Raw genomic sequence first — 21314 nt, forward strand, 5'->3', positions numbered from 1 at the left:
CCCGGGTGCCCGTCGACGCGCGCGCCTGGGACGGATCAGACCGTGAGCAGGGCCCCGAGCGGCGCGCCGTGCAGCGTCTTCTCCAGCCGGGCCCTGCCGTCGAGGAAACCGAGCTCCATGAGCACGGACACCCCCGCGACCTCGGCCCCGGCCCGCCGGATCAGCTCGACGGCGGCCAGCGCCGTGCCGCCCGTGGCCAGCACGTCGTCGATGACGGCGACCCGGTCGCCCGCCGCCAGGTCCTCGGCGTGCACCTCGACCTCGGCAGTGCCGTACTCGAGCTGGTACGACTGGGACAGCGTCGCGCCCGGCAGCTTGCCCGCCTTGCGTACGGGGATGAAGCCGATGCCCGCGGTGATCGCGACGGGCGCGGCGAGGATGAAGCCGCGGGCCTCAAGGCCCACGATCTTCGTCGCGCCCATCCTGCGGCAGTCGTCGGCGAGTGCCGTCGTCAGGGCCCGGAACGCGCCGGGGTCGGCGAGCAGCGGAGTGATGTCCTTGAACATCACCCCGGGCTTCGGGTAGTCGGCGACGTCCCTGATGCGGCTGAGCAGCAGCTGCCTGGTCTCCTCCGGTGTCACCTGCGCCTCCCCGACGAGCGGCCGCCGCGCGGCCCCTTCCTCGGTCCCGCCACCGCGGGGGCCGCGGTGGAGCCGGCCCCGGCCGGTCCTCCGGAGCCGCCGGAGGCCCCGGGGCTGCCTTCATCGGCAGCGGCCTCGCCCTTGGCGCGCTTGGCGAGCACGCGCTTGCGCAGCGCCTTCATCTGCGGCTCGCGCTCCTTGAACTCGGCGACCAGCGGCGTCGCGATGAAGATCGACGAGTAGGCACCGGCGGCGAGGCCCACGAAGAGGGAGAGGGCGATGTCGTTCAGGTCGCCCGCGCCCAGGAAGCCGCCACCGATGAACAGCAGGCCGGCGACGGGCAGCAGCGCCACGGCGGTCGTGTTGATCGACCGGACCAGTGTGCTGTTGATCGAATTGTTGGCGACCTCGGAGTACGTGTTCCTGGTCTGCTTGGTGATGCCCTTCGACTGCTCCTTCAGGCTGTCGAAGACGACGACCGTGTCGTAGAGCGAGTAACCGAGGATCGTCAGCAGGCCGATGACCGTGCCGGGCGACACCTGGAAGCCCACCAGCGCGTACACGCCGACGGTGATGACGATGTCGTGCATCAGGGCGATGAAGGCGGCGAGCGCCATTCTCCACTCGAACGCGATCGCCAGATAGATCACGACGAGGATGAGGAAGACGATCAGGCCCGTCCACGCCTTGTTGGCGATCGTGGAACCCCAGCTCGGGCCGACCAGGTCGGCGGTGATCTGGTTCTGGTCGACCTTCAGGTCCTTGGCGAGTTCCGCCTTGATCGGGTCCGACTGCTTGGTGGTGATCTCGGCGATCTGGATGCGCAGGGTCCCGTTGCCGAGCTTCTGCACGATGGCCGTCTTGCCCGACGCGTTCTGCGCGTCGGTCACCGCGTCCTCCACCGACACGCTCGTCTTCGGGGTGGTGAAGACCGCGCCGCCCTTGAAGTCGATCGACTCGTTGATGCCGCGCACCGCGAGCCCGACGATGGCCGTGATCGCGATGAGCACCGAGATGCTGTACCAGATCTTGCGCTTGCCCACGAAGTCGTAGCCGACCTCGCCGCGGTAGAGACGAGCGGTGAAGGCACCGATCCGCGACATCTCATGCCTCCTTCGGGTGGTCGGACGACGTGGCGGACCCGCCGGTACGGCGGGAGCGGCGCAGGGGCGGCTTGGCCCCGAGCCGCTTCGGGTCGAGCCCCGACCACGGGTGGCCGTTGAGGAAGAACGGCCTGCGCGCGAGCAGCGTCATCACGGGCTTGGTGAACAGGAACACCACGACCACGTCGAGGATGGTGGTGAGGCCGAGCGTGAACGCGAAGCCCTGGACCTTGCCGACCGTGACGATGAAGAGCACGGCGGCGGCGAGGAAGGAGACGAAGTCGGACACGAGCACCGTGCGCCGGGCGCGCGGCCAGGCGCGCTCGACGGCGGGCCGCAGGCTGCGCCCCTCCCTGATCTCGTCCCTGATGCGTTCGAAGTAGACGATGAACGAGTCGGCTGTGATGCCGATGGCCACGATGGCGCCGCAGACGGCCGGCAGGTTCAGCGCGAAGCCGATGCCCGGGCCGAGGAGCGACATAATCGTGTACGTCAGGATCGCGGAGACCACGAGGCTGAGCACCGCGATCGCGGAGAGGCCGCGGTAGTAGGCGATCAGGTAGATCAGCACGAGCGCGAAGCCGACGGCGCCGGCGATCAGGCCCGCCTTGAGCTGCTCACTGCCGAGCGCGGCGGTGACGGTGGTGACCGTCTCCTCGTGGAAGGTCAGCGGGAGCGCGCCGTACGACAGGACGTTGGCGAGGTCCTTGGCCGACTGCTGGTTGAAGCTGCCGGAGATCTGGGCGCTGCCGCTCAGGGTCTGGCTCACCGAGGGCGCCGACTCGACGTTGCCGTCGAGGACGATGGCGAACTGGTTCATCGGCGACTGCTGCTTGGACAGCTGGCTGGTGATCTTCGAGAACTTCTTGCTGCCCGCGCCGGTGAAGTCGAGCGTGACGATCCACTGGGCGTTCTGCTGGTCGAAGACGCCCTGCGACTTCTTGACGTCGGTGCCTGCGAGCGCCGCCGGGCCGAGGACGTACTTCTCCCACTGCTTGTTCGAGTCCTGGCCGCAGGCCACGATCGGGTCCTTGGGGCCCGCGCCCGCGTTGGCCTTGCTGCGCTGCGCCTTGCTGGTGCAGTCGAGGGCCTGGAACTTCTTCTGCAGGGCGGCGGTGGACTGGCTCGCCGAGGCCGACGGGGACGGCGAGGTCTTGGCGCCGGAGCTGTCCGAGGGCTTGGGCGAGGGCGCCTTCTTCAGGGCGCTGGTGACCGCGCGGCCCTGAGTTGACGAGCTCGCGGTGGCCGAGGGCGATCCGGAGGACTTGCCGGTGGCCTTGGAGCCGCCCGAGTCCTTCGAGGAGGCGGTCGGCGAGCCGCTCGCCTTCGCGCCGGGCTTCCCGCTCGACGTGGCCTTCGGAGAGCCGCTGGAGGACGGCTGCGGCGTCGGTGCGCCCGCCGCGACGGTCTCCACCGGCCGGAAGTACAGCTGGGCCGTCTGGCCCACCTGCTGCCGCGCCTGGGCCTCGTTCGTGCCCTTCGGGATGTTGACGATGATGTTGTCTTTGCCCTGCGTCTGGACCTCGGCCTCGGACACGCCGAGACCGTTGACACGGCGGTTCATGATGTCGACCGCGGTGTTCATGTTGGTCTTGTTGATCGCGTTGGGCTTGCCCGGCGTGTTCTGCGCCTTCAGCGTGATCGTCGTTCCGCCCGCGAGGTCGATGCCGAGCCTCGGGTGCGTGTCTCCCGACCAGAACATGCCGCCCACCATCGCGGCCACGACGATCAGGAACAATGAAAGGGTGCGGCCCGGCCTGCCCGGCGACCCCGCAGACCTTCGACCCTTCTTGGGTGCTGCCACCTTCTCGATTCTCCCTGTCCAACCGCTTGGCGTCCGGTGGTGAGCGCCGGTGCCCTGAGCGGCCACGAAGTGTTGTGGGGTCGCTGCCCCGCCAATTTCGTTACAGTCCGCACACCGCCGGCGGCCGCCGTGCGGCGGCCCGCGGTCGCGTAGGTGACTACTTGGCGCCGGCCTCGCCGTCGCGCTTGCCGTCCGTTGCGGCCGCGTCCTTGGCAGCGGCGGCGTCCTTCGGCTTCTCGTCCTCGGCCGGCTCGGCGGCCTCGTCGCCCGCGCCCTTGCCGTCCGCGCCCTCCGCCTTCGCCGCGCCGGCCTCGGTGTCGCCCCCCGTGGACTTCGTCAGGTCGGCGCCGGGCTTCTTGCCCAGGTCGATACCGGAGGCGTCGCCCTCGGTCAGGGAGGAGGCGTCGTCCGGGACGATCGGGGCGTCGAGGCCCAGGTCGCCGGTGCTCGGCTCCTCGCCGTGGACGATCCGGTTGTACTCCTCGTCGTCGAGGACGGCGCCGATGGCGTTCTTCGCGTAGACGGCGTGCACGCCGGGAGCGACCTCGAGGAGGATCATCTCGTCGTGGACCTCCTTGACGGTCGCGAACATGCCGCCGATGGTGCGCACGCCGACACCGGCCTGCACCTCGTTGCGCATCGAGGCCGCGGCCGCCTGCTTCTTCTTGGCGGAGCGGGTCATCAGGAACATGGCCCCGATGAGCACGATGAAGGGGAGAAGGGTCAGGATACTCACGGGAGGGAACGTCCTTCGCACGACCGCTGTCGAAACGGCCTCGTATTCGGGGGTGGGCACGCCGCCCGGAAGGGTGGCATCGGCGGAGTCTAGGCGAGTCCGCATCGTTGGAACAACGCCCAGCATGGCACTCGGGTTCCATTCGAGGCGAGTGAGCGGGTCCTCAGGCCCCGAACAGGCCCTGTTGTCCGGTTGCTCCCGGCGCCTGACGCGGCGCGGCAAGACCCAGATGGGCCCATGCCGCCGGCGTCGCGACGCGGCCGCGCGGCGTGCGCGCGAGCAGGCCCTCCCGTACGAGGAAGGGCTCGGCGACCTCCTCGACCGTCTCCCGCTCCTCCCCCACCGCGACCGCCAGCGTGGACAGGCCCACGGGCCCGCCGCCGAACAGCTTGAGCAGGGCTCCCAGCACGGCGCGGTCCAGCCGGTCGAGCCCGCGCGCGTCCACCTCGTACACGCCGAGTGCCGCCTCGGAAACCGTTCGGGTGATCCGGCCGTCACCCTTGACCTGCGCGTAGTCGCGTACGCGGCGCAGCAGCCTGTTGGCGATGCGGGGCGTGCCGCGGGAGCGTCCCGCGATCTCCGCCGCGCCCGCCGTGTCGATCTCCACGTCGAGCAGTTGTGCGGAGCGGTGCAGGACGCGCTCCAGCTCGCCGCTCTCGTAGAACTCCATGTGGCCGGTGAAGCCGAAGCGGTCCCGCAGCGGCGGGGGCAGGAGGCCCGCCCTGGTCGTGGCGCCGACCAGCGTGAACGGCGGCAGTTCGAGCGGGATGGCCGTGGCGCCGGGGCCCTTGCCGACGATCACGTCGACGCGGAAGTCCTCCATCGCCATGTACAGCATCTCCTCGGCGGGCCGCGACATCCGGTGGATCTCGTCGAGGAAGAGCACCTCGCCCTCCTGGAGCGAGGAGAGGATCGCGGCCAGGTCGCCCGCGTGCTGGATCGCGGGGCCCGAGGTGATGCGGATCGGGGCGCCCATCTCGGCCGCGATGATCATGGCGAGGGTGGTCTTGCCGAGGCCGGGGGCGCCGGAGAGCAGCACGTGGTCGGAGGTGGCGCCGCGGGCGAGCGCGGCCTTGAGCACGAGGTCGAGCTGTTCGCGCACGCGCTCCTGGCCGACGAACTCGAACAGCGATTTGGGGCGCAGCGCCGCCTCGACGGCCTGGTCCTCCCCGTCTGCGGACGCGCCGACGAGCCGGTCGGCGGCGTCGGCCCCGCTGTCCGTGGCGCCCGTGTCGTCCGGGGGGACGTCCCAGTTCACTGCGTGCCTTTCGGTGGTACTCGGTGGTGCTCGGTGGGTGCACGGCCGGGCGCGCGCCCGGCCGCCGCGTGCGGTCAGCGCGTGCGGTTCAGGCTCTGCAGCGCGGCCCTCAGCAGCTGCGGCACCGGTGGCTGGGCGCCGTCCGCCAGCGCGGCCTCGGCCTGCGGGGCGACCTGCGCGACGGCTTCCTCCGCCTGGCCGCTCTGGTAGCCGAGCCCGATCAGGGCCGACATCAGCTGCTCGCTCCAGGGCGCGGGGCCGCTCGCGGTGGCGGGGCGCGCGGCCGTGCCGGTGCCCGTGCCCAGCGGGGCGCCGAGCCGGTCCTTCAGTTCGAGCAGCAGCTTCTGGGCGCCCTTCTTGCCGATGCCCGGCACGGCCGTCAGCGCCTTCTCGTCGCCCGTGGCGACGGCGGTGCGCAGCGCGTCGGGGCTGTGGACGGCGAGCATGGCCTGCGCGAGGCGTGGCCCGACCCCGCTGGCCGTCTGGAGCAGCTCGAAGACCTGCCGCTCGTCGTCGTCGGCGAAGCCGTACAGCGTGAGCGAGTCCTCCCGCACGACGAGGGACGTGGCGAGTGACGCCTCCTGGCCCATGCGCAGCCCCGCGAGGGTGGCCGGCGTGCACTGCACGGCCATGCCGACGCCGCCCACCTCGACGACCGCCGTCGTGGGGGCGAGCGCGGCGATCCGGCCTGTGACGAACGCGATCATGGGGTGACCTTCCGAACGGACGTGCCACCGCTCGTACGGCGCGGGGCGCGGGCGGCGCCGGGGGCGCCGGAGGTGCGGGCGGCGCGCGCGGCGGCCTGTGCCTGCTGGAGGCGGTCGGTGGCCGGGGCCCGCCAGATGTGGCAGATGGCGAGGGCCAGCGCGTCCGCCGCGTCGGCCGGCTTCGGCGGTGCCGCCAGCCGCAGCAGCCGGGTCACCATCGCGCCGACCTGCGCCTTGTCGGCGCGGCCGCTGCCGGTGACGGCGGCCTTGACCTCGCTCGGGGTGTGCAGGGCCACGGGAATGCCGCGGCGCGATGCGCACAGCACGGCCACGGCGCTCGCCTGCGCCGTGCCCATCACCGTGCGCACGTTGTGCTGGCTGAACACCCGCTCCACCGCGACCCGTTCGGGCTCGTACTCGTCGAGCCAGGCCTCGATGCCGCGCTCGACGGCGACCAGCCGCTGCCCGAGCTCGCCGTCGGCCGGCGTGCGGACCACGCCGACGCCGAGCATGGCCAGCGGACGGCCCGCGACCCCCTCGACGACGCCGACGCCGCACCTGGTCAGGCCGGGGTCGACGCCCAGAACACGCATCGCGGCACTCCCCCTTCGGTCAACTGTTCCAGCTGATCGGAACCTTAGTGCCCGGCACTGACAAAGCGGCGGACCGGCGGAGACACGCTCCGTCGGCCCGCCGGTTGACGTCGCTCGCGCACGGGCGCGATCACGCGATCACGCGTCGACCTTCTCCATGACCTCGTCGGACACGTCGAAGTTGGCGAAGACGTTCTGCACGTCGTCGCTGTCCTCCAGCGCGTCGATCAGCCGGAAGATCTTGCGCGCGCCCTCCTCGTCCAGCTCGACCTGCATGGTCGGGACGAAGTTGGCGTCCGCGGAGTCGTAGTCGATGCCGGCGTCCTGCAGCGCCGAGCGCACGCCGACCAGGTCGGTGGCCTCGCTCAGCACCTCGAAGGACTCGCCGAGGTCGTTGACCTCCTCGGCGCCCGCGTCGAGGACCGCGCCCAGCACGTCGTCCTCGCCCAACTCGCCCTTGGGGACGATCACCACGCCCTTGCGGTGGAACAGGTAGGACACCGAACCCGGGTCCGCCATCGAGCCGCCGTTGCGCGTCATGGCGACGCGCACGTCCGACGCCGCGCGGTTGCGGTTGTCGGTGAGGCACTCGATGAGCACGGCAACGCCGTTGGGGCCGTAGCCCTCGTACATGATCGTCTCGTAGTCGGCGCCGCCGGCCTCGAGTCCCGCGCCGCGCTTGACCGCGGAGTCGATGTTCTTGTTGGGCACCGACTGCTTCTTCGCCTTCTGCACGGCGTCGAAGAGGGTCGGGTTGCCCTCGATGTCGGCGCCACCGGTGCGCGCCGCCACCTCGATGTTCTTGATCAGCTTCGCGAAGAGCTTGCCGCGTTTGGCGTCGACCACGGCCTTCTTGTGCTTCGTCGTAGCCCATTTAGAGTGGCCGGACATCTGCCTGTCTCCTTCACGTAACCGATGCAGCTCTGTTCGGCAGTGATCCTACCGGGATCCGCTCACGCCGCGGATCGCACCATGTCGGCGAAGAGCCGGTGCATCCGGTGGTCGCCGGTCAGTTCGGGGTGGAAGGACGTGGCCAGGGCGTTGCCCTGCCGCACGGCGACGACGTGCCCCCCGTGCTCCGCGAGCACGCTCACCGCGGCCCCGACGGACTCGACCCAGGGCGCGCGGATGAAGACGCCCTCCACGGGCCCGCCGTCGACGCCCTCGACGTCGACGGCGGCCTCGAAGGACTCGTTCTGCCGCCCGAAGGCGTTGCGGCGCACGATCATGTCGATGCCGCCGACGGTCTCCTGGCCCGACCTCGGGTCGAGGATCTTCTCGGCGAGCAGGATCATGCCGGCGCACGTCCCGTACACGGGCATGCCCTCGCGGACCCGTGCGCGCAGCGGCTCCAGCAGCCCGAAGAGGGCCGCCAGCTTCGACATGGTGGTGGACTCGCCGCCGGGCACGACGAGGCCGTCGACGGCGGCCAGCTCCTCGGGGCGGCGCACCGGCGCGGCCTCGACGCCGGCCGCGGCGAGCACGGCGAGGTGCTCGCGCACGTCCCCCTGGAGCGCGAGCACACCGACCGAGGGGCTGCTACCAGCCACGGTTCTCGAACCGCTCGGCGTCGGGGGCCGCGTCGAGGTTGATGCCGACCATGGCCTCGCCGAGGTTGCGCGACGCGTCGGCGATGATCTTCGGGTCGTCGTAGAACGTGGTGGCCTTGACGATGGCGGCCGCGCGCTTGGCCGGGTCGCCGGACTTGAAGATGCCGGAGCCGACGAAGACGCCCTCGGCGCCGAGCTGGCGCATCAGCGCCGCGTCCGCGGGGGTGGCGACGCCGCCGGCGGAGAACAGCACCACGGGCAGCTTGCCGAGTTCGGCGACCTCGCGCACGATCTCGTAGGGGGCGCGCAGTTCCTTGGCGGCCGCGTACAGCTCGTTGCTGTCGGCACCCCGCAGGCGCGCGATCTCGGCCTTGATCTGGCGGAGGTGGCGCACGGCCTCCACGACGTTGCCGGTGCCGGCCTCGCCCTTGGAGCGGATCATGGCCGCGCCCTCGCCGATGCGGCGCAGGGCCTCGCCGAGGTTGGTGGCGCCGCAGACGAAGGGCGTCGTGAACGCCCACTTGTCGGAGTGGTTGGCCTCGTCGGCGGGGGTGAGCACCTCGGACTCGTCGATGTAGTCGACGCCGAGTGACTGCAGGACCTGCGCCTCGACGAAGTGGCCGATGCGGGACTTGGCCATGACGGGGATCGAGACCGCCTCGATGATGCCCTCGATCATGTCCGGGTCGGACATGCGGGCGACGCCGCCGTGCTTGCGGATGTCGGCGGGCACGCGCTCCAGGGCCATCACGGCCACGGCGCCCGCGTCCTCCGCGATCTTCGCCTGCTCGGGCGTGACGACGTCCATGATCACGCCGCCCTTGAGCTGCTCGGCCATGCCGCGCTTGACGCGGGCGGTACCGGTCTCGGGGTTCGTCGTCGAAGAAGCGGCCTGCGGAGCAGTGGACACGGGGGCCTCGCTGGTGTGTAAGGGGACCAAAACCTACGAGGTCGAGGAAACGCCGCGTGGCGGGCGGGCGGCAAGAGCCAATGGGTGGCCAGTGGACCCCTCGTGGTGCGATGTGCGCCACTCGCGCCCGCCGGCGCGGCAGGGTCCTGCCCGCCGCCGGGATGCCTCAGGCCGCGCGGCCGACGAGCGCGACCGGCGTGTGCGGCGCGGTCCGGCCGCCTCGCCGGCCAGGTGAGCGAGCCCCGGCGACAACCCGAGGCCGTGCGTCCGATCTTCGGCCGCAGAGCGACGAGAGGTTCCCGACCGGGCCGTGTGCTCCGTTGCCCGCGTCCGGCACAGGCGCACCCGGGTCGCGGCGGCCCGGTTCCGCCCCACCGGCCAGGTGAGCGAGCCTCGGCGCGGGGGCGCCCCGGCGACAACCCGAGGCCGCGCGTCCGGTCTTCGGCCGCAGAGCGACGAGAGATTCCCGACCGGGCCGGGTGCTCCGTTGCCCGCACACGGGAGAGATTCCCGACCGGGCCGGGTGCTCCGTTGCCCGCACACGGAGGGCCGCCGGGGGCTCGTCGTCCATCTCGAAGGCGAGGGGCCGCGGCGCGTGCCCCGCGAGCCGGAACCAGCGCACCTTGCGGTGCCTGCGCAGGGCCCGCGCCGCGCGCACCGCGTCGTTGTAGAACCTGCGGGCCATGGGCACGCGGCGTACGGCGGCGGCGAGTTCGTCCGCCGCCTCCTCGCCGCCCGGCGCCTCGCGCACGGCCTCGACCTGCGCGGGCTCCCCGAACACCGCGCGCAGCGCCTGGCTGAGCTCGCTCTCGGCCACCTCGCGCTGGTCCTTCTCGGACTGGCGGGCCGCGTGGGCGGCCTCGTACAGCACGATCGACGCGGCGGGATCGAGCACGCCGGACGTCGCGACCTCCTGCGCGACGGAGGCCCTGCGCAGCAGGGTCGCGTCGAGGGAGGCGCGGGTGGCGTCGATCCTGGCGTGCAGCCGGTCGAGCCGGCCGGCGGTCCAACTCAGGTACAGGCCGAAGGCGATGAGCACGACGACGGCGACGCCGATCCAGGCGAGGGTCACGATCACGCCAGCAGGCTACCGGCCGCGCCCCCGCCGCCCACCGGCCCGTCCGCGCCCGCAGAACGCGCGGCGGCCGGCAGCGGCCAGGCCCGTGGTGACCGCAGGAAGCTCGCCGAGCGGGGCGGGCTCCCAGCGCCCGAGCGCGATACCCGCGCAAGCGCCGAGCGCGTGCGCTCCGCGCCGGCGGGGCGCGTTGCACCGAAGGTGCCGCGACCCGCCAGACGCCCGTCCGCGGCCTGCCGGAAGCAATATGCACGGCCCGCGGCAGCCCGCCGGGCCGGTCAGGGCACGGCGCGCCGGGGCGGCGGCTGCCACCGCCGCGGGGCGCTACGCGCCGCGCCTCGTGCGGGGCGGGTGCGCCGCCGGTTCCGCGGCGACCTGCGCCGCGCCGTCCGCGACCGTCTCGTAGACCGCGAGGATGTCCGCGCCGACCGTCGACCAGTCGAAGCGCCGCACGTGCGCCGACGCGCGCTCCCGCAGCCGCGCCCGCCGCGGGGCGTCGGTCAGCAGCGCGAGCGCCGCGGCGGCCAGCGCGTCCGCGTCCTCGTTCGCGTACAGCATCCCCGCCTCGCCCTGGTCGAGCACCTGCGTGAACGCCTCCAGGTCGCTGGCCAGGACGGGCGCCCCCGCGGACATGGCCTCGACGAGGATGATCCCGAAGCTCTCGCCGCCCGTGTTGGGCGCCACGTACAGGTCGACGCTGCGCAGCAGCCGCGCCTTGTCCTCGTCGCTGACCATGCCGAGGAACTCCACCTGCGAGCGCATCGCGGGCGGCAGGGAGGCGACGGCCTCCTTCTCGTCGCCGCGCCCGGCGACGAGCAGCCGCGTCCCGGGCCGCTCGGCGAGGATCCTCGGCAGCGCCCGCATGAGGACGGGCAGGCCCTTCCTCGGTTCGTCGATGCGGCCGATGAACCCGATCGTGGATGCCTCGTCCGTGCCCTGCCAGTCCGGGTCGGGCTCGGCCTTGGCGAAGAAGTCGACGTCGACGCCGTTGGGGATGACCACCGCGTCGCCGCCCAGGTGTTCCACGAGGGTCCTGCGGGCGTACTCGCTCACCGCGATCCGCGCGCTGATCTTCTCCAGCGCCGCCTGGAGGATCGCGTAGGCCGCGATCATCGCGCGCGAGCGCGGGTTGGACGTGTGGAACGTCGCCACGATGGGGCCCTGCGCCGCCCAGCAGGTGAGCAGCCCGAGCGAGGGTGACGACGGCTCGTGGATGTGGACGACGTCGAAGCCGCCGTCGTGCAGCCAGCGCCGCACGCGTGCCGCCGAGATGAACCCGAAGTTCAGCCGCGCCACCGAACCGTTGTACGGCACGGGCACGGCGCGCCCCGCCGAGACGACGTACGGGGGCAGCGGGGTGTCGTCGTCCGCGGGCGCGAGGACGGACACCTCGTGTCCGAGGGCGATCAGGTGCTCGGAGAGGTCCCTGATGTGGAACTGCACGCCGCCCGGCACGTCCCAGGAGTACGGGCAGACGATGCCGATCCTCATTCCGCGGGTCCCGATGCCACAGGACCCGCGTCCGCGCCGGGCGCGGCGACGCGCCCCGGGTCCAGGTCCGCGAGCCACAACCGCTGCAGCATGTGCCAGTCCTCCGGGTGTTCGGCGATCCCGCCGGCGAAGGCATCGGCCAGCGCCTGTGTCATGACAGACGTCTTCTCCTCGCGCGTGCCTGACTCGGGCGCCTCGATGGGCGCGTGCACACGCCCGCGCATGACGGGCGAGTCGTCGTACCAGAGCGTCACGGGCAGCAGGGCCGCGCCGGTGTGCTGGGCGAGCAGTGCGGGGCCCGCGGGCATCGTGGCCCGCTCGCCGAAGAAGTCGACGCCGACCCCCGACGACGACAGGTCGCGGTCGGCGACCAGGCAGACCATGCCGCCGCCGCGCAGCCGCCTGGCGAGCGTGCCGAACGCGGCGCCGCCCGCGTGCGGCAGCACCTCCATGCCGAGGCTCTCCCGGTACGCGACGAACCTGTCGTACAGCGTCTCGGGCTTCAGGCGTTCGGCGACGGTGGTGAAGTTGCGCCCGAGCGCCTGCGCGACCCACGCGCCCGCGAGGTCCCAGTTGGCCAGGTGCGGCAGCGCCATGATCACCCCGCGGTCGGCGGCGAACGCCTCGTCGAGGTGGCGCAGGCCGTCCGGCGTGAAGCCGTCCACCACGCGCTCCTTCGACCACGTGGGCAGCCTGAACGACTCCATCCAGTACCTGAGGTAGGAGCGCATCCCGGCCCTGGACAGCTCGGCGAGCCGCTCGGGTCCTGCGTCGGGCACCACGCGCGCCAGGTTGGCCTCCAGGCGCAGCACGCCCTTGCCGCGCCGCTTCCACGCGATGTCGGCGATGTTCCTGCCGAGGGCCTTGGCGACCGGTTCCGGCAGTTTCTTGACCGTGGACCAGCCGAGCCCGTACAGGGCGTCGGTGGCCCGGTCAGCCGCGCCGCTCACGAGGCGGCCCCCGGGGCGCCGGCCTCGGCCTCGGCGCGCGCCGCGTCCGCCTCGGCCGACTCGCGCCGCACGGTGATCATGCGCTGCCACAGCGTCACCAGGGAGCCGGCGGCGACGATCCACAGGGCGATCGGCAGCAGGATCTGGATGGCCGGCACGCCGAAGGTGCGGTGGAAGCCCGCGAGGCCGCCGAGCACGAGCGTGATCACCAGGCGCTCGGCGCGCTCCACCAGGCCGTTGACGGCGACGGGCAGGCCGATCGACTCACCGCGGGCCTTCGTGTAGGACACGACCTGGCCGCTCGCCAGGCAGAAGATGGCGACGGCGCACATCATGTCGTTGTTGCCGGTGCCCGCGTACCAGAGCGCGAACCCGCCGAAGATCGCGCCGTCGGCGACCCGGTCGAGCGTCGAGTCGAGGAAGGCGCCCCACCTGCTGGAGACGCCCGCCTGCCGCGCCATGTTGCCGTCGACGAGGTCGGAGAAGACGAAGACGGTGATGCAGATCGTGCCCCAGAAGAACTCGCCCCGCGGATAGAAGACCAGCGCCCCCGCCACCACCCCGGCGGTGCCGATGAGGGTGACCGTGTCCGGGCTCACCCCCCGGCGGAGCAGGAGCGCGGCGAACGGTGTGAGGACACGCGTGAAGAACGCACGCGCGTACTTGTTCAGCATGGCTTTCCCGAGGTTCGTGGCGCCTGGCGGCCCCGTTGGCCGTCGGCTGGCCCATCGTAGCCAGGACGGCCGGCCGGCACGTCCCGGTCCCCGGGCGGGCCCCGGGTGCGCCCTGGGCGCGCCCCCGGCGCCGACGTATGGACGTGACCTGGCACGGGTGCGACCCTCGAAGGGCACCGTGGGCACCGCCGGAGCTGCCCGTGCGGCTCCCCCTTGTCCGCGCCCTTCACATCTCCTCACCGCGCGCTCACATCCGGGAGGCAGGACACCATGGGCGACAAGGCGAACACACACATCGGAGCCGCCGGAGGGGCGGCTGCGGCCGGCCGGCCCGCCGCCGTGCGGAACGTGGTCCTGGTCGGCCACAGCGGATCGGGCAAGACGACGCTTGTCGAGGCGCTGGCGCAGACCGCGGGGGCGCTGATGCGGCCCGGCAGGGTCGAGGACGGCGGGACGGTCTCCGACTACGACGAGATCGAGCACCGCCAGCACCGCTCCGTACAGCTCTCGCTGGTTCCCGTCGAATGGGGCGGCTACAAGATCAATTTCCTGGACACTCCGGGATACGCCGACTTCGTCGGTGAGCTGAGGGCCGGTCTGCGTGCGGCGGACGCGGCCCTCTTCGTCGTCTCGGCGGCGCAGGAGGCCGAGGCCGTGGCGAGCACGACGCGCGCCGTCTGGGACGAGTGCGCCGCGGTCGGCATGCCGCGCGCCATCGTCGTCACGCACCTGGACACCGCGCGCACGGACTACGGCACGATGACGGAAGTGTGCGGGCGCCTGTTCGGCGGCGAGGACCCGGACGCCGTGGTCCCGCTCTACCTGCCGGTGCTCGGCCCCGAGGGCCCGGACGGGCACGCGCACGCCACCGGCCTGACCGGTCTGCTGTCGCGGCGGGTCTTCGACTACGCGTCGGGAGAGCGCACCGCGGCGCCGCCCGCTGAGGACGAGCTCCCGGCCGTGGAGGAGGCGCGCAACCGCCTCATCGAGGGGATCATCGCCGAGAGCGAGGACGAGACCCTGATGGACCGCTACCTCGCGGGCGAGGAGATCGACGTCGCCACCCTCACCTCCGACCTGGAGAAGGCCGTGGCACGCGGTGTCTTCCACCCGGTCCTGGCGGCCGCACCGGCCGCGGAGGGCGGCTCCCAGGGCCTCGGCACGGTGGAACTGCTCGAACTGGTCACCGGCGGCTTCCCCTCCCCGCTGGAACGCCCGTCGCCCGAGATCAGCGGGACCGTCGGCAGGACGGACGGCAGCACGCGCGACAGCGCGCGCGAGGGCGTCGGCTGCGACCCGGACGGTCCGCTCGTCGCGGAGGTCGTGAAGACGGCGTCCGACCCCTACGTCGGCCGCATCTCGCTCGTACGGGTCTTCTCGGGGACGCTGCGGCCCGACGACACCGTGCGCGTGTGCGGCGGCCCCCACCGGAGCGACGGGCACGATCCCGGCGCCCGGGCGGGCGGCGAGCCGCACGAGGCGGACGAGCGCGTCGGCTCGTTGTCGTCGCCGTTCGGCAAGCAGCAGCGGGTGCTGTCGGAGTGCCGGGCCGGCGATCTCGCGTGCGTCGCGAAACTGGCGCACGCCGAGACGGGCGACACCCTGTGCGCCCCGGAGAGGCCGCTGCTCGTGGAGCCGTGGCCGATGCCCGAGCCGCTGCTGCCGCTGGCCGTCGAGGCGCACGGCAAGGCCGACGAGGACAAGCTCTCGCAAGGGCTCGCCAGGCTGGTCGCGGAGGACCCCACCATGCGCCTCGAACACAACCAGGACACCCACCAGCTGGTGCTGTGGTGCCTGGGCGAGGCGCACCTGGACGTCGCGCTCGACCGGCTGCGCACCCGTTACGGCGTCCAGGTCGACGCCGTGGCGCACCGGGTGCCGCTGCGCGAGACGTTCGGGGCGGGCGCGACGGGGCGCGGCAGGCACGTCAAGCAGTCCGGCGGGCACGGCCAGTTCGCGGTCTGCGAGATCGAGGTCGAGCCGCTGCCGGCGGGCTCGGGGATCGAGTTCGTCGACAAGGTGGTGGGCGGTGCGGTGCCGCGCCAGTTCATCCCGTCCGTCGAGAAGGGCGTACGGGCGCAGGCCGCGCGCGGGGTGGCGAGCGGGCACCCGCTGGTCGACGTGCGGGTCACCCTGTACGACGGCAAGGCGCACTCCGTGGACTCCTCGGACGCCGCCTTCCAGACGGCCGGCGCGCTCGCGCTGCGCGAGGCGGCGGGCGCCGCGCCCATCCGGTTGCTCGAACCGGTCGCGGAGGTCGGCGTGCTGGTGCCCGACGCGTACGTGGGCCCCGTGATGAGCGACCTCTCGGGGCGGCGTGGGCGCGTCGTCGGCACGGAGCCGGCGGGAGCGGGGCGGACGCTGGTGCGTGCGGAGGTGCCCGAGTTGGAGATCGGCCGGTACGCCGTCGACCTCAGGTCGCTCTCGCACGGCGCGGGCCGCTTCAGCCGCACCTATCTGCGCCACGAGGCCATGCCGTCGGGCGTGGCCGAAAAGCTGCGTGAACGGTCCCTGATCGAGGCGTAGTCGGCATATGACTGCCGCGGGCGGGGCACCCCGGTTACGCTGGGGTGCCTTTGCCCAGTTCAGCATGTGTGGGTTCGTCGCCGGCGGGGAAGAGGCGGCACAGCGGTACCTCGGGCGACGCGTGGGGGTCACAGGTGAGCGACGGGTTCGACTTCAGCCCGGGGGCGCAGGTGCCCCTGATGGGCGCGGCGGGGCAGACCGCCGCCACCCAGGCGCTGGCCTCGGCCGCGTACCGCGACAGCGATCTCACGGAGATCCTCAAGGCGGACAACGAGTGGCACAAGTCCACCATCAAGGGCGGTTCGCGCGCGAAGGGCGGCAGGCGCAACATCTTCACGCCGAACCTCGGTGAGGCGTTCGCGCGTGCCGTGCAGACCCGCACGCTCGGCGCGGGCCGCGCCGCGCTGATCCAGTCGTTCGGCATCGAGCCGCAGACCGTCGTGGAGCACTGCCTGGCGGCCAACCGCATCAGGAAGGAGCGCGACCAGAAGCTCACCGTCGTCACCCTGGTGTTCGGCGTGCTGTTCCTGCCGGGGCTGCTCGTGTGGCTCGGCGTCTTCGCGCTGCGCCGCGGGCTGTCCTCGGGCGCCCGCAGGAGCGCGGGCGCCATCGGGACGCTGCTCTTGATCGCGGTCGGCGTGCTCGGGGTGATCTGCCTGCTGTTCCTGCCGTTCAACGGGGTGCTCGGCTGGTACATACGCGGTGTCATCGTGATGCCCGTCATCGGCTGGTACGTGGCCAAGCGCGTGTCCGAGGCCACCGCGCAGGACCTGCGGGGGCGGTGGGGGGCGCTGCTGGCGGGCGGCGGCATCGGCGCCAAGGTGCCCGACGCGGTGCCCGGCCACCCCGGTGAGTCGGCGCGCGAGGAGCTGCGCCAGGGCCTGCAGAAGCTCACGGCCGAGCAGCGCTCCAACGTGGTCTTCTACGCGGGCCCCAAGGGCATACTCGGCATGGGCACCCGGTGGGGCGGCTGGCAGCTGGCGGAGCAGCTCGACCCGGCCGAACCGGGCAAGGAGATCCACGGGTTCCGCAGCTGGGACGTGGTCAAGGCCATCCACGACCAGCTCAAGCTGCTGGAGCGCGGCCCCCTCAACACGGGCGGCTTCCCGGCGCCTTCGGTCAACCACTGGATCGTCTCGCCGGTGGGCGAGGGAGCGGGCGAGGTCAAACGTCCTGAGGGCCAGGACATCGAGGCGTTCCAGGTCAAGCCGCACGAGATACAGCGCATCTGCAACCACCAGCAGTTCGGCAGCGGCGACCGCCACTACCTCGGCGTGCAGTTCACGCTCTGGGACGGGCAGCTGGTGATCACCATGCTGATCAGCGTCACGGTGCTGCACGAGACGCTGCGCATCGAGGTCACCGGGTACGCGCTCGGCCCCGTGCACCCCCTGTTCACCACGAAGCCCGCGGCGAACACCGTCACCACGCCGAAAACGGTCAAGTTCTGGGAGACCAGCACCCGCACGCTGCCGCTGGTCGGCAATGACGAGATCGTGCGGCTCGCGGTGCGCGCCCCGCTGCTGTGGTACCCGCCGGTCCTCGACCACCTCGGGGGCAAGCTCGTCCTGCCCGAGCCGTTCGGCCTGCGGCACGCGTGGGCCGAACAGCCGTGGCTGCACCGCTTCATGGCGGACGACGCGCTGCGCACGGCCACGCCCGTGCTGCGCGTCGCGCACAACGCGGCGCTGCGCGTCCTGGAGGAGCACGGCGTCGACGTCAGCTCGTTCGGCAGCCGGGCCGGCTTCCTCAGCGGGCAGGTGCAGGACCCGACGCCGTCGAAGGCGGACACGTACAACGCGTGAGCCCGCTGCGGCGGGCGTACGGTCAGGGCCTGGCGGGCCAGGCCGCCGCGAGCATGGCGCGGGTGTCCCCGAGCAGTTGGGGCAGCACCTTGGTGTGGCCGACGACCGGCATGAAGTTGGTGTCGCCGCCCCAGCGGGGCACCACGTGCTGGTGCAGGTGAGCCGCGATGCCGGCCCCCGCGACCGCGCCCTGGTTCATGCCGATGTTGAAGCCGTGCGCCCCTGACGCCCTGCGCAGCGCCGCCATGGCGTGCTTGGTGAACGCGGCGAGCTCCGCCGTCTCGGCCTCGTCCAGTTCGGTGTAGTCCGCGACGTGCCTGAACGGCACGACCATCAGGTGACCGCCGTTGTACGGGTACAGGTTCAGCACCGCGTACACGCGCTCACCGCGCGCGATGACCAGGCCGTCCTCGTCCGACTTGGACGGGATCGAGCAGAAGGGGCAGCCGTCCTCCGCACCTGATCCGCTGGGCTTGTTCTCACCCTGGATGTAGGCCATGCGGTGAGGCGTCCACAGGCGCTGGAACGCGTCCGGGCTGCCCACTCCGATCTGCTGCTCCGGCTCAGTCGTCATGCTGTGCAGCATAAGACGTCACACCCGCGTGGCGTGTCGCCGGTGTCCGCCCCCGGCGGCCGCCTGGATGCTGGTCCGATGCACGACGAACCGGCATCCGGGCGGCTGGCGCGCTGGGAGCGGCGCACGGAGCTGCCGCTGCTCGCGGTCTCTCTCGTCTACCTCGCCGGGTACGCAGTGCGCGTGCTCGCCTGGGCGGCGCCCGAGGCCTGGCGCGACGCGGCGCTCGCGGTGGTGGCGGCCGCGTGGGCGGTGTTCGGCGCCGACTACGCGGTACGGATCGCGCTGAGCGGCGAGCGGTGGCGCTTCGTCCGCACGCACTGGCTGGACTCGCTCGTCCTGCTGCTGCCGCTGCTGCGGCCGCTGCGCCTGGTGAAGCTCCACTCGGCGGTCCGCAGGCACCGCGGGGGCGGGGGCGGGGGCGGGCTCTCGCTGTACGCGCGGGTGATGACGTACGCGGGGCTTGCCGCCGTGCTGCTGACGTTCACCGCGGCGCTCACCGTGTACCACCAGGAGCGCCTGGCGCCCGGCGCGACGATCCGGACCTTCGGGGACTCGGTGTGGTGGGCGGTCTCGGCGATCACGACCGTCGGGTACGGGGACGTGACGCCGGTGACACCGCTGGGGCGGACGGTGGCGGTGGGTCTGATGGTGTGCGGTGTGGCGCTGCTCGGCGCGGTGACGGGCTCGTTCTCGTCCTGGCTGATCGAGGTGTTCCGGCGCGAGGGCCGCGACGCGCCGGGCACGGACACGCCACCCGGGCCGCCGCCGGACGCGCGGCGGCCCCCGGAGGCAGGTGCCTGACCTACGGCACGTGCCTGACGAGGGCCGCCGCGTGGCGTGTGTGCGCCAGTGCGTGCGTCAGATCTGGACGCGGTCCGCGACCACCCGCTCGATCTTGTCGAGCGCCTCGCCGCGCGGGATGCCGTTCTCCTGCGAGCCGTCGCGGTAGCGGAAGGAGACGGTGCCCGCGTGCATGTCGTCGTCACCGACGATGACCATGAACGGGACCTTGGCCCTCTGCTGGTTGCGGATCTTCTTCTGCATGCGGTCGGAGGACGAGTCCACCTCGACGCGCAGCCCGCGCCCGCGCGCCTCCCTGGCGAACTCCTCCAGGTAGGGCACGTGCGTGTCGCCGACGGGGATGCCCACGGCCTGCACCGGCGCGAGCCAGGCGGGGAAGGCGCCCGCGTAGTGCTCGAGCAGCACCGCGAAGAACCGCTCGATCGACCCGAACAGCGCACGGTGGATCATGACGGGCTGCTGCTTGGTCCCGTCGGCCGCGGTGTACTCGAGGCCGAACCTGGCCGGCTGCTGGAAGTCGACCTGGATCGTGGACATCTGCCACGACCTGCCGATGGCGTCCTTCGCCTGGACGGAGATCTTCGGCCCGTAGAAGGCGGCGCCGCCCGGGTCGGGCACCAGCGGCAGGCCCTGCTTGTCGGCGGCCTGCTGGAGCGCCGCGGTGGCCTCGGTCCACTCCTCGTCCGTGCCCAGGAACTTGTCCGACTCGGGGTCGCGGGTCGACAACTCCAGCTCGAACTCGGTGAGGCCGTAGTCGCGCAGCAGGCCGAGGACGAAGGTGAGCAGCGAGTCCAGCTCGTCCGCCATCTGCTCCTTGGTGCAGTAGATGTGCGAGTCGTCCTGGGTGAAGCCGCGTGAGCGGGTGAGGCCGTGCACGACGCCGGACTTCTCGTAGCGGTAGACCGTGCCGAACTCGAACAGCCGCAGCGGCAGTTCGCGGTACGAGCGGCCTCGCGACTTGAAGATCAGGTTGTGCATGGGGCAGTTCATCGCCTTGAGGCGGTAGTTCTGCCCGTCGAACTCGATGGGCGGGAACATGCCCTCGTCGTAGTGCGGCAGGTGCCCCGAGGTCTCGAACAGCCGCTCGTGGGAGATGTGCGGGGTGTTGACGAACTCGTACCCCTCCACCTCGTGCCGCGCCCGGGAGTACTGCTCCATCTCCTTGCGGATCACGCCGCCACGCGGGTGGAACACGGCGAGGCCCGAACCCAGCTCGTCGGGGAAGGAGAACAGGTCGAGCTCGCTGCCGAGCCTGCGGTGGTCGCGGCGCTCGGCCTCTGCCAGGAACTCCAGGTGCGCCTTCAGCTCGTCCTTCGAGGGCCACGCGGTGCCGTAGATGCGCTGGAGCTGCGGGTTCTTCTCGCTGCCCCGCCAGTACGCGGCGGCCGAGCGCATCAGCTTGAAGGCCGGGACCGCGCGCGTGGTGGGCAGGTGCGGGCCGCGGCACAGGTCCTTCCAGCACAGCTCGCCGGTCTTCGCGTCGAGGTTGTCGTAGATCGTCAGCTCGCCGGCGCCGACCTCGGCACCCGCGCCCTCGGCCGCGTCGGCGGCCTTGCCCTTGAGGCCGATCAGCTCGATCTTGTACGGCTCGTCCGCGAGCTCGGCGCGCGCGTCCTCGTCCGTGGTGACGCGGCGGGAGAAGCGCTGGCCCCGCTTCTGGATCTCCTGCATCCGCTTCTCGACGGCCTTGAGGTCCTCGGGCGTGAAGGGGCGCTCGACGTCGAAGTCGTAGTAGAAGCCGTCCTTGATGGGCGGCCCGATGCCGAGCTTGGCGTCGGGGAAGATGTCCTGCACGGCCTGGGCCATGATGTGGGCCGTCGAGTGGCGCAGGATGTTCAGGCCGTCGGGCGACGAGATCTCCACGGGCTCGACGCTGTCGCCCTCGGCGACCTCGTACGCGAGGTCCTTGAGCTGCCCGTCCACGCGGGCCGCCACGACGGTGCGCTCGCCGGTGAAGAGGTCGGCGGCCGTAGTGCCCGTCGTCACCACGCGCTCTTCCCGCTCGGAATCGCGTTGGATGATCACACGGACGTCTGACACCGGTCTCTCCCTACACCGCACGGGCTGCCGCAGCGGTCGCTGCGCCCGTGAATCGTACCGAGCCCCGCCTGCGGTTCGCGAAACGATATGGCGACCGTAAAGACCGCGTACCGCACGCCCTGTCCGGGTAACA

Annotated in this window: 18 protein-coding genes and 1 pseudogene; 3 read left to right on the forward strand and 16 right to left on the reverse strand. The window is 72.2% G+C overall.

Features of this window, described 5'->3' with window-relative positions; translation table 11 throughout:
- Positions 1 to 35 precede the first annotated feature (35 nt).
- From IH48_RS0121940 to pgsA, 14 genes and pseudogenes are all read right to left on the reverse strand, one after another.
- The gene (locus IH48_RS0121940; protein ID WP_030907240.1) at positions 36 to 581 is read right to left on the reverse strand and encodes an adenine phosphoribosyltransferase; all 546 of its coding nucleotides are present in this window, start codon (positions 579 to 581) and stop codon (positions 36 to 38) included.
- Positions 578 to 1684: a protein translocase subunit SecF gene (gene secF, locus IH48_RS0121945; RefSeq protein ID WP_030907243.1), complete on the reverse strand. Its 1107-nt coding sequence runs from the start codon at positions 1682 to 1684 to the stop codon at positions 578 to 580. Before secF ends, IH48_RS0121940 begins: the two co-directional genes overlap by 4 nt.
- 1 nt (position 1685) lies before the next feature.
- A complete protein-coding gene (secD, locus tag IH48_RS0121950) occupies positions 1686 to 3488 on the reverse strand; it encodes a protein translocase subunit SecD (RefSeq protein ID WP_030907245.1) in 1803 nt (600 codons plus the stop codon).
- 157 nt (positions 3489 to 3645) lie between these two features.
- Positions 3646 to 4224: a preprotein translocase subunit YajC gene (gene yajC, locus IH48_RS0121955; protein ID WP_030907248.1), complete on the reverse strand. Its 579-nt coding sequence runs from the start codon at positions 4222 to 4224 to the stop codon at positions 3646 to 3648.
- A gap of 163 nt (positions 4225 to 4387) precedes the next feature.
- The gene (gene ruvB, locus IH48_RS0121960; RefSeq protein WP_030907251.1) at positions 4388 to 5482 is read right to left on the reverse strand and encodes a Holliday junction branch migration DNA helicase RuvB; all 1095 of its coding nucleotides are present in this window, start codon (positions 5480 to 5482) and stop codon (positions 4388 to 4390) included.
- Positions 5483 to 5556: 74 nt separating this feature from the next.
- A complete protein-coding gene (gene ruvA, locus IH48_RS0121965; RefSeq protein ID WP_030907254.1) occupies positions 5557 to 6189 on the reverse strand; it encodes a Holliday junction branch migration protein RuvA in 633 nt (210 codons plus the stop codon).
- Positions 6186 to 6782, reverse strand: coding sequence for a crossover junction endodeoxyribonuclease RuvC (ruvC, locus tag IH48_RS0121970; protein WP_030907256.1), 597 nt, complete (start codon positions 6780 to 6782; stop codon positions 6186 to 6188). The genes ruvA and ruvC overlap by 4 nt, the downstream gene beginning before the upstream one ends.
- A 138-nt stretch (positions 6783 to 6920) precedes the next feature.
- Complete coding sequence (locus tag IH48_RS0121975; protein ID WP_030907259.1) at positions 6921 to 7673, reverse strand: YebC/PmpR family DNA-binding transcriptional regulator; 753 nt, start codon at positions 7671 to 7673, stop codon at positions 6921 to 6923.
- A gap of 62 nt (positions 7674 to 7735) precedes the next feature.
- Positions 7736 to 8332: a pyridoxal 5'-phosphate synthase glutaminase subunit PdxT gene (gene pdxT, locus IH48_RS0121980; protein WP_030907263.1), complete on the reverse strand. Its 597-nt coding sequence runs from the start codon at positions 8330 to 8332 to the stop codon at positions 7736 to 7738.
- A complete protein-coding gene (gene pdxS, locus IH48_RS0121985; RefSeq protein WP_030907266.1) occupies positions 8322 to 9242 on the reverse strand; it encodes a pyridoxal 5'-phosphate synthase lyase subunit PdxS in 921 nt (306 codons plus the stop codon). The genes pdxT and pdxS overlap by 11 nt, the downstream gene beginning before the upstream one ends.
- Positions 9243 to 9771: 529 nt before the next feature.
- Positions 9772 to 10320, reverse strand: a pseudogene (locus IH48_RS0121990) (hypothetical protein); the annotation flags it as partial.
- Between the two features lie 321 nt (positions 10321 to 10641).
- The gene (locus tag IH48_RS0121995; protein ID WP_030907271.1) at positions 10642 to 11808 is read right to left on the reverse strand and encodes a glycosyltransferase family 4 protein; all 1167 of its coding nucleotides are present in this window, start codon (positions 11806 to 11808) and stop codon (positions 10642 to 10644) included.
- Complete coding sequence (locus IH48_RS0122000; protein ID WP_030907274.1) at positions 11805 to 12758, reverse strand: phosphatidylinositol mannoside acyltransferase; 954 nt, start codon at positions 12756 to 12758, stop codon at positions 11805 to 11807. The genes IH48_RS0121995 and IH48_RS0122000 overlap by 4 nt, the downstream gene beginning before the upstream one ends.
- Complete coding sequence (gene pgsA / locus IH48_RS0122005; protein WP_030907277.1) at positions 12755 to 13432, reverse strand: phosphatidylinositol phosphate synthase; 678 nt, start codon at positions 13430 to 13432, stop codon at positions 12755 to 12757. The genes IH48_RS0122000 and pgsA overlap by 4 nt, the downstream gene beginning before the upstream one ends.
- Positions 13433 to 13702: 270 nt before the next feature.
- On the opposite strand from pgsA, the gene IH48_RS0122010 reads away from it, so the two are divergent.
- Together IH48_RS0122010 and IH48_RS0122015 are read left to right on the forward strand one after the other, a co-directional pair.
- Positions 13703 to 15958: an elongation factor G-like protein EF-G2 gene (locus IH48_RS0122010; RefSeq protein ID WP_030907280.1), complete on the forward strand. Its 2256-nt coding sequence runs from the start codon at positions 13703 to 13705 to the stop codon at positions 15956 to 15958.
- A 179-nt stretch (positions 15959 to 16137) separates the two neighbouring features.
- Positions 16138 to 17763 carry a hypothetical protein gene (locus IH48_RS0122015; protein WP_051840400.1) on the forward strand — a complete coding sequence of 542 codons (1626 nt, stop codon included), beginning with the start codon at positions 16138 to 16140 and terminating at the stop codon, positions 17761 to 17763.
- Between the two features lie 22 nt (positions 17764 to 17785).
- Here the strand turns inward: IH48_RS0122015 and IH48_RS0122020 are convergent, their stop codons facing one another.
- Entirely contained in the window at positions 17786 to 18349 is a 564-nt protein-coding gene (locus IH48_RS0122020; RefSeq protein ID WP_030907286.1) for an HIT family protein, read from the reverse strand.
- A 66-nt stretch (positions 18350 to 18415) separates the two neighbouring features.
- On the opposite strand from IH48_RS0122020, the gene IH48_RS0122025 reads away from it, so the two are divergent.
- Positions 18416 to 19141 (forward strand): potassium channel family protein, encoded by a 726-nt coding sequence (locus tag IH48_RS0122025; protein WP_037842922.1) that lies wholly within the window; start codon positions 18416 to 18418, stop codon positions 19139 to 19141.
- A 57-nt stretch (positions 19142 to 19198) separates the two neighbouring features.
- On the opposite strand, the gene thrS is transcribed toward IH48_RS0122025, so the two are convergent.
- Positions 19199 to 21181 (reverse strand): threonine--tRNA ligase, encoded by a 1983-nt coding sequence (gene thrS / locus IH48_RS0122030; RefSeq protein ID WP_030907304.1) that lies wholly within the window; start codon positions 21179 to 21181, stop codon positions 19199 to 19201.
- Positions 21182 to 21314 lie beyond the last annotated feature (133 nt).

The organism is Streptomyces sp. NRRL F-5126, from assembly GCF_000721265.1.
Lineage (GTDB): Bacteria > Actinomycetota > Actinomycetes > Streptomycetales > Streptomycetaceae > Streptomyces.

Excerpts from the sequence above, each read along its gene's own strand:
- secF (WP_030907243.1), bottom strand. The coding sequence starts at position 1,684 with ATGTCGCGGATCGGTGCCTTCACCGCTCGTCTCTACCGCGGCGAGGTC.
- ruvA (WP_030907254.1), bottom strand. The coding sequence starts at position 6,189 with ATGATCGCGTTCGTCACAGGCCGGATCGCCGCGCTCGCCCCCACGACG.
- ruvC (WP_030907256.1), bottom strand. The coding sequence starts at position 6,782 with ATGCGTGTTCTGGGCGTCGACCCCGGCCTGACCAGGTGCGGCGTCGGC.
- IH48_RS0121975 (WP_030907259.1), bottom strand. The coding sequence starts at position 7,673 with ATGTCCGGCCACTCTAAATGGGCTACGACGAAGCACAAGAAGGCCGTG.
- IH48_RS0121995 (WP_030907271.1), bottom strand. The coding sequence starts at position 11,808 with ATGAGGATCGGCATCGTCTGCCCGTACTCCTGGGACGTGCCGGGCGGC.
- pgsA (WP_030907277.1), bottom strand. The coding sequence starts at position 13,432 with ATGCTGAACAAGTACGCGCGTGCGTTCTTCACGCGTGTCCTCACACCG.
- IH48_RS0122010 (WP_030907280.1), top strand. The coding sequence starts at position 13,703 with ATGGGCGACAAGGCGAACACACACATCGGAGCCGCCGGAGGGGCGGCT.
- IH48_RS0122015 (WP_051840400.1), top strand. The coding sequence starts at position 16,138 with ATGGGCGCGGCGGGGCAGACCGCCGCCACCCAGGCGCTGGCCTCGGCC.
- IH48_RS0122020 (WP_030907286.1), bottom strand. The coding sequence starts at position 18,349 with ATGCTGCACAGCATGACGACTGAGCCGGAGCAGCAGATCGGAGTGGGC.
- IH48_RS0122025 (WP_037842922.1), top strand. The coding sequence starts at position 18,416 with ATGCACGACGAACCGGCATCCGGGCGGCTGGCGCGCTGGGAGCGGCGC.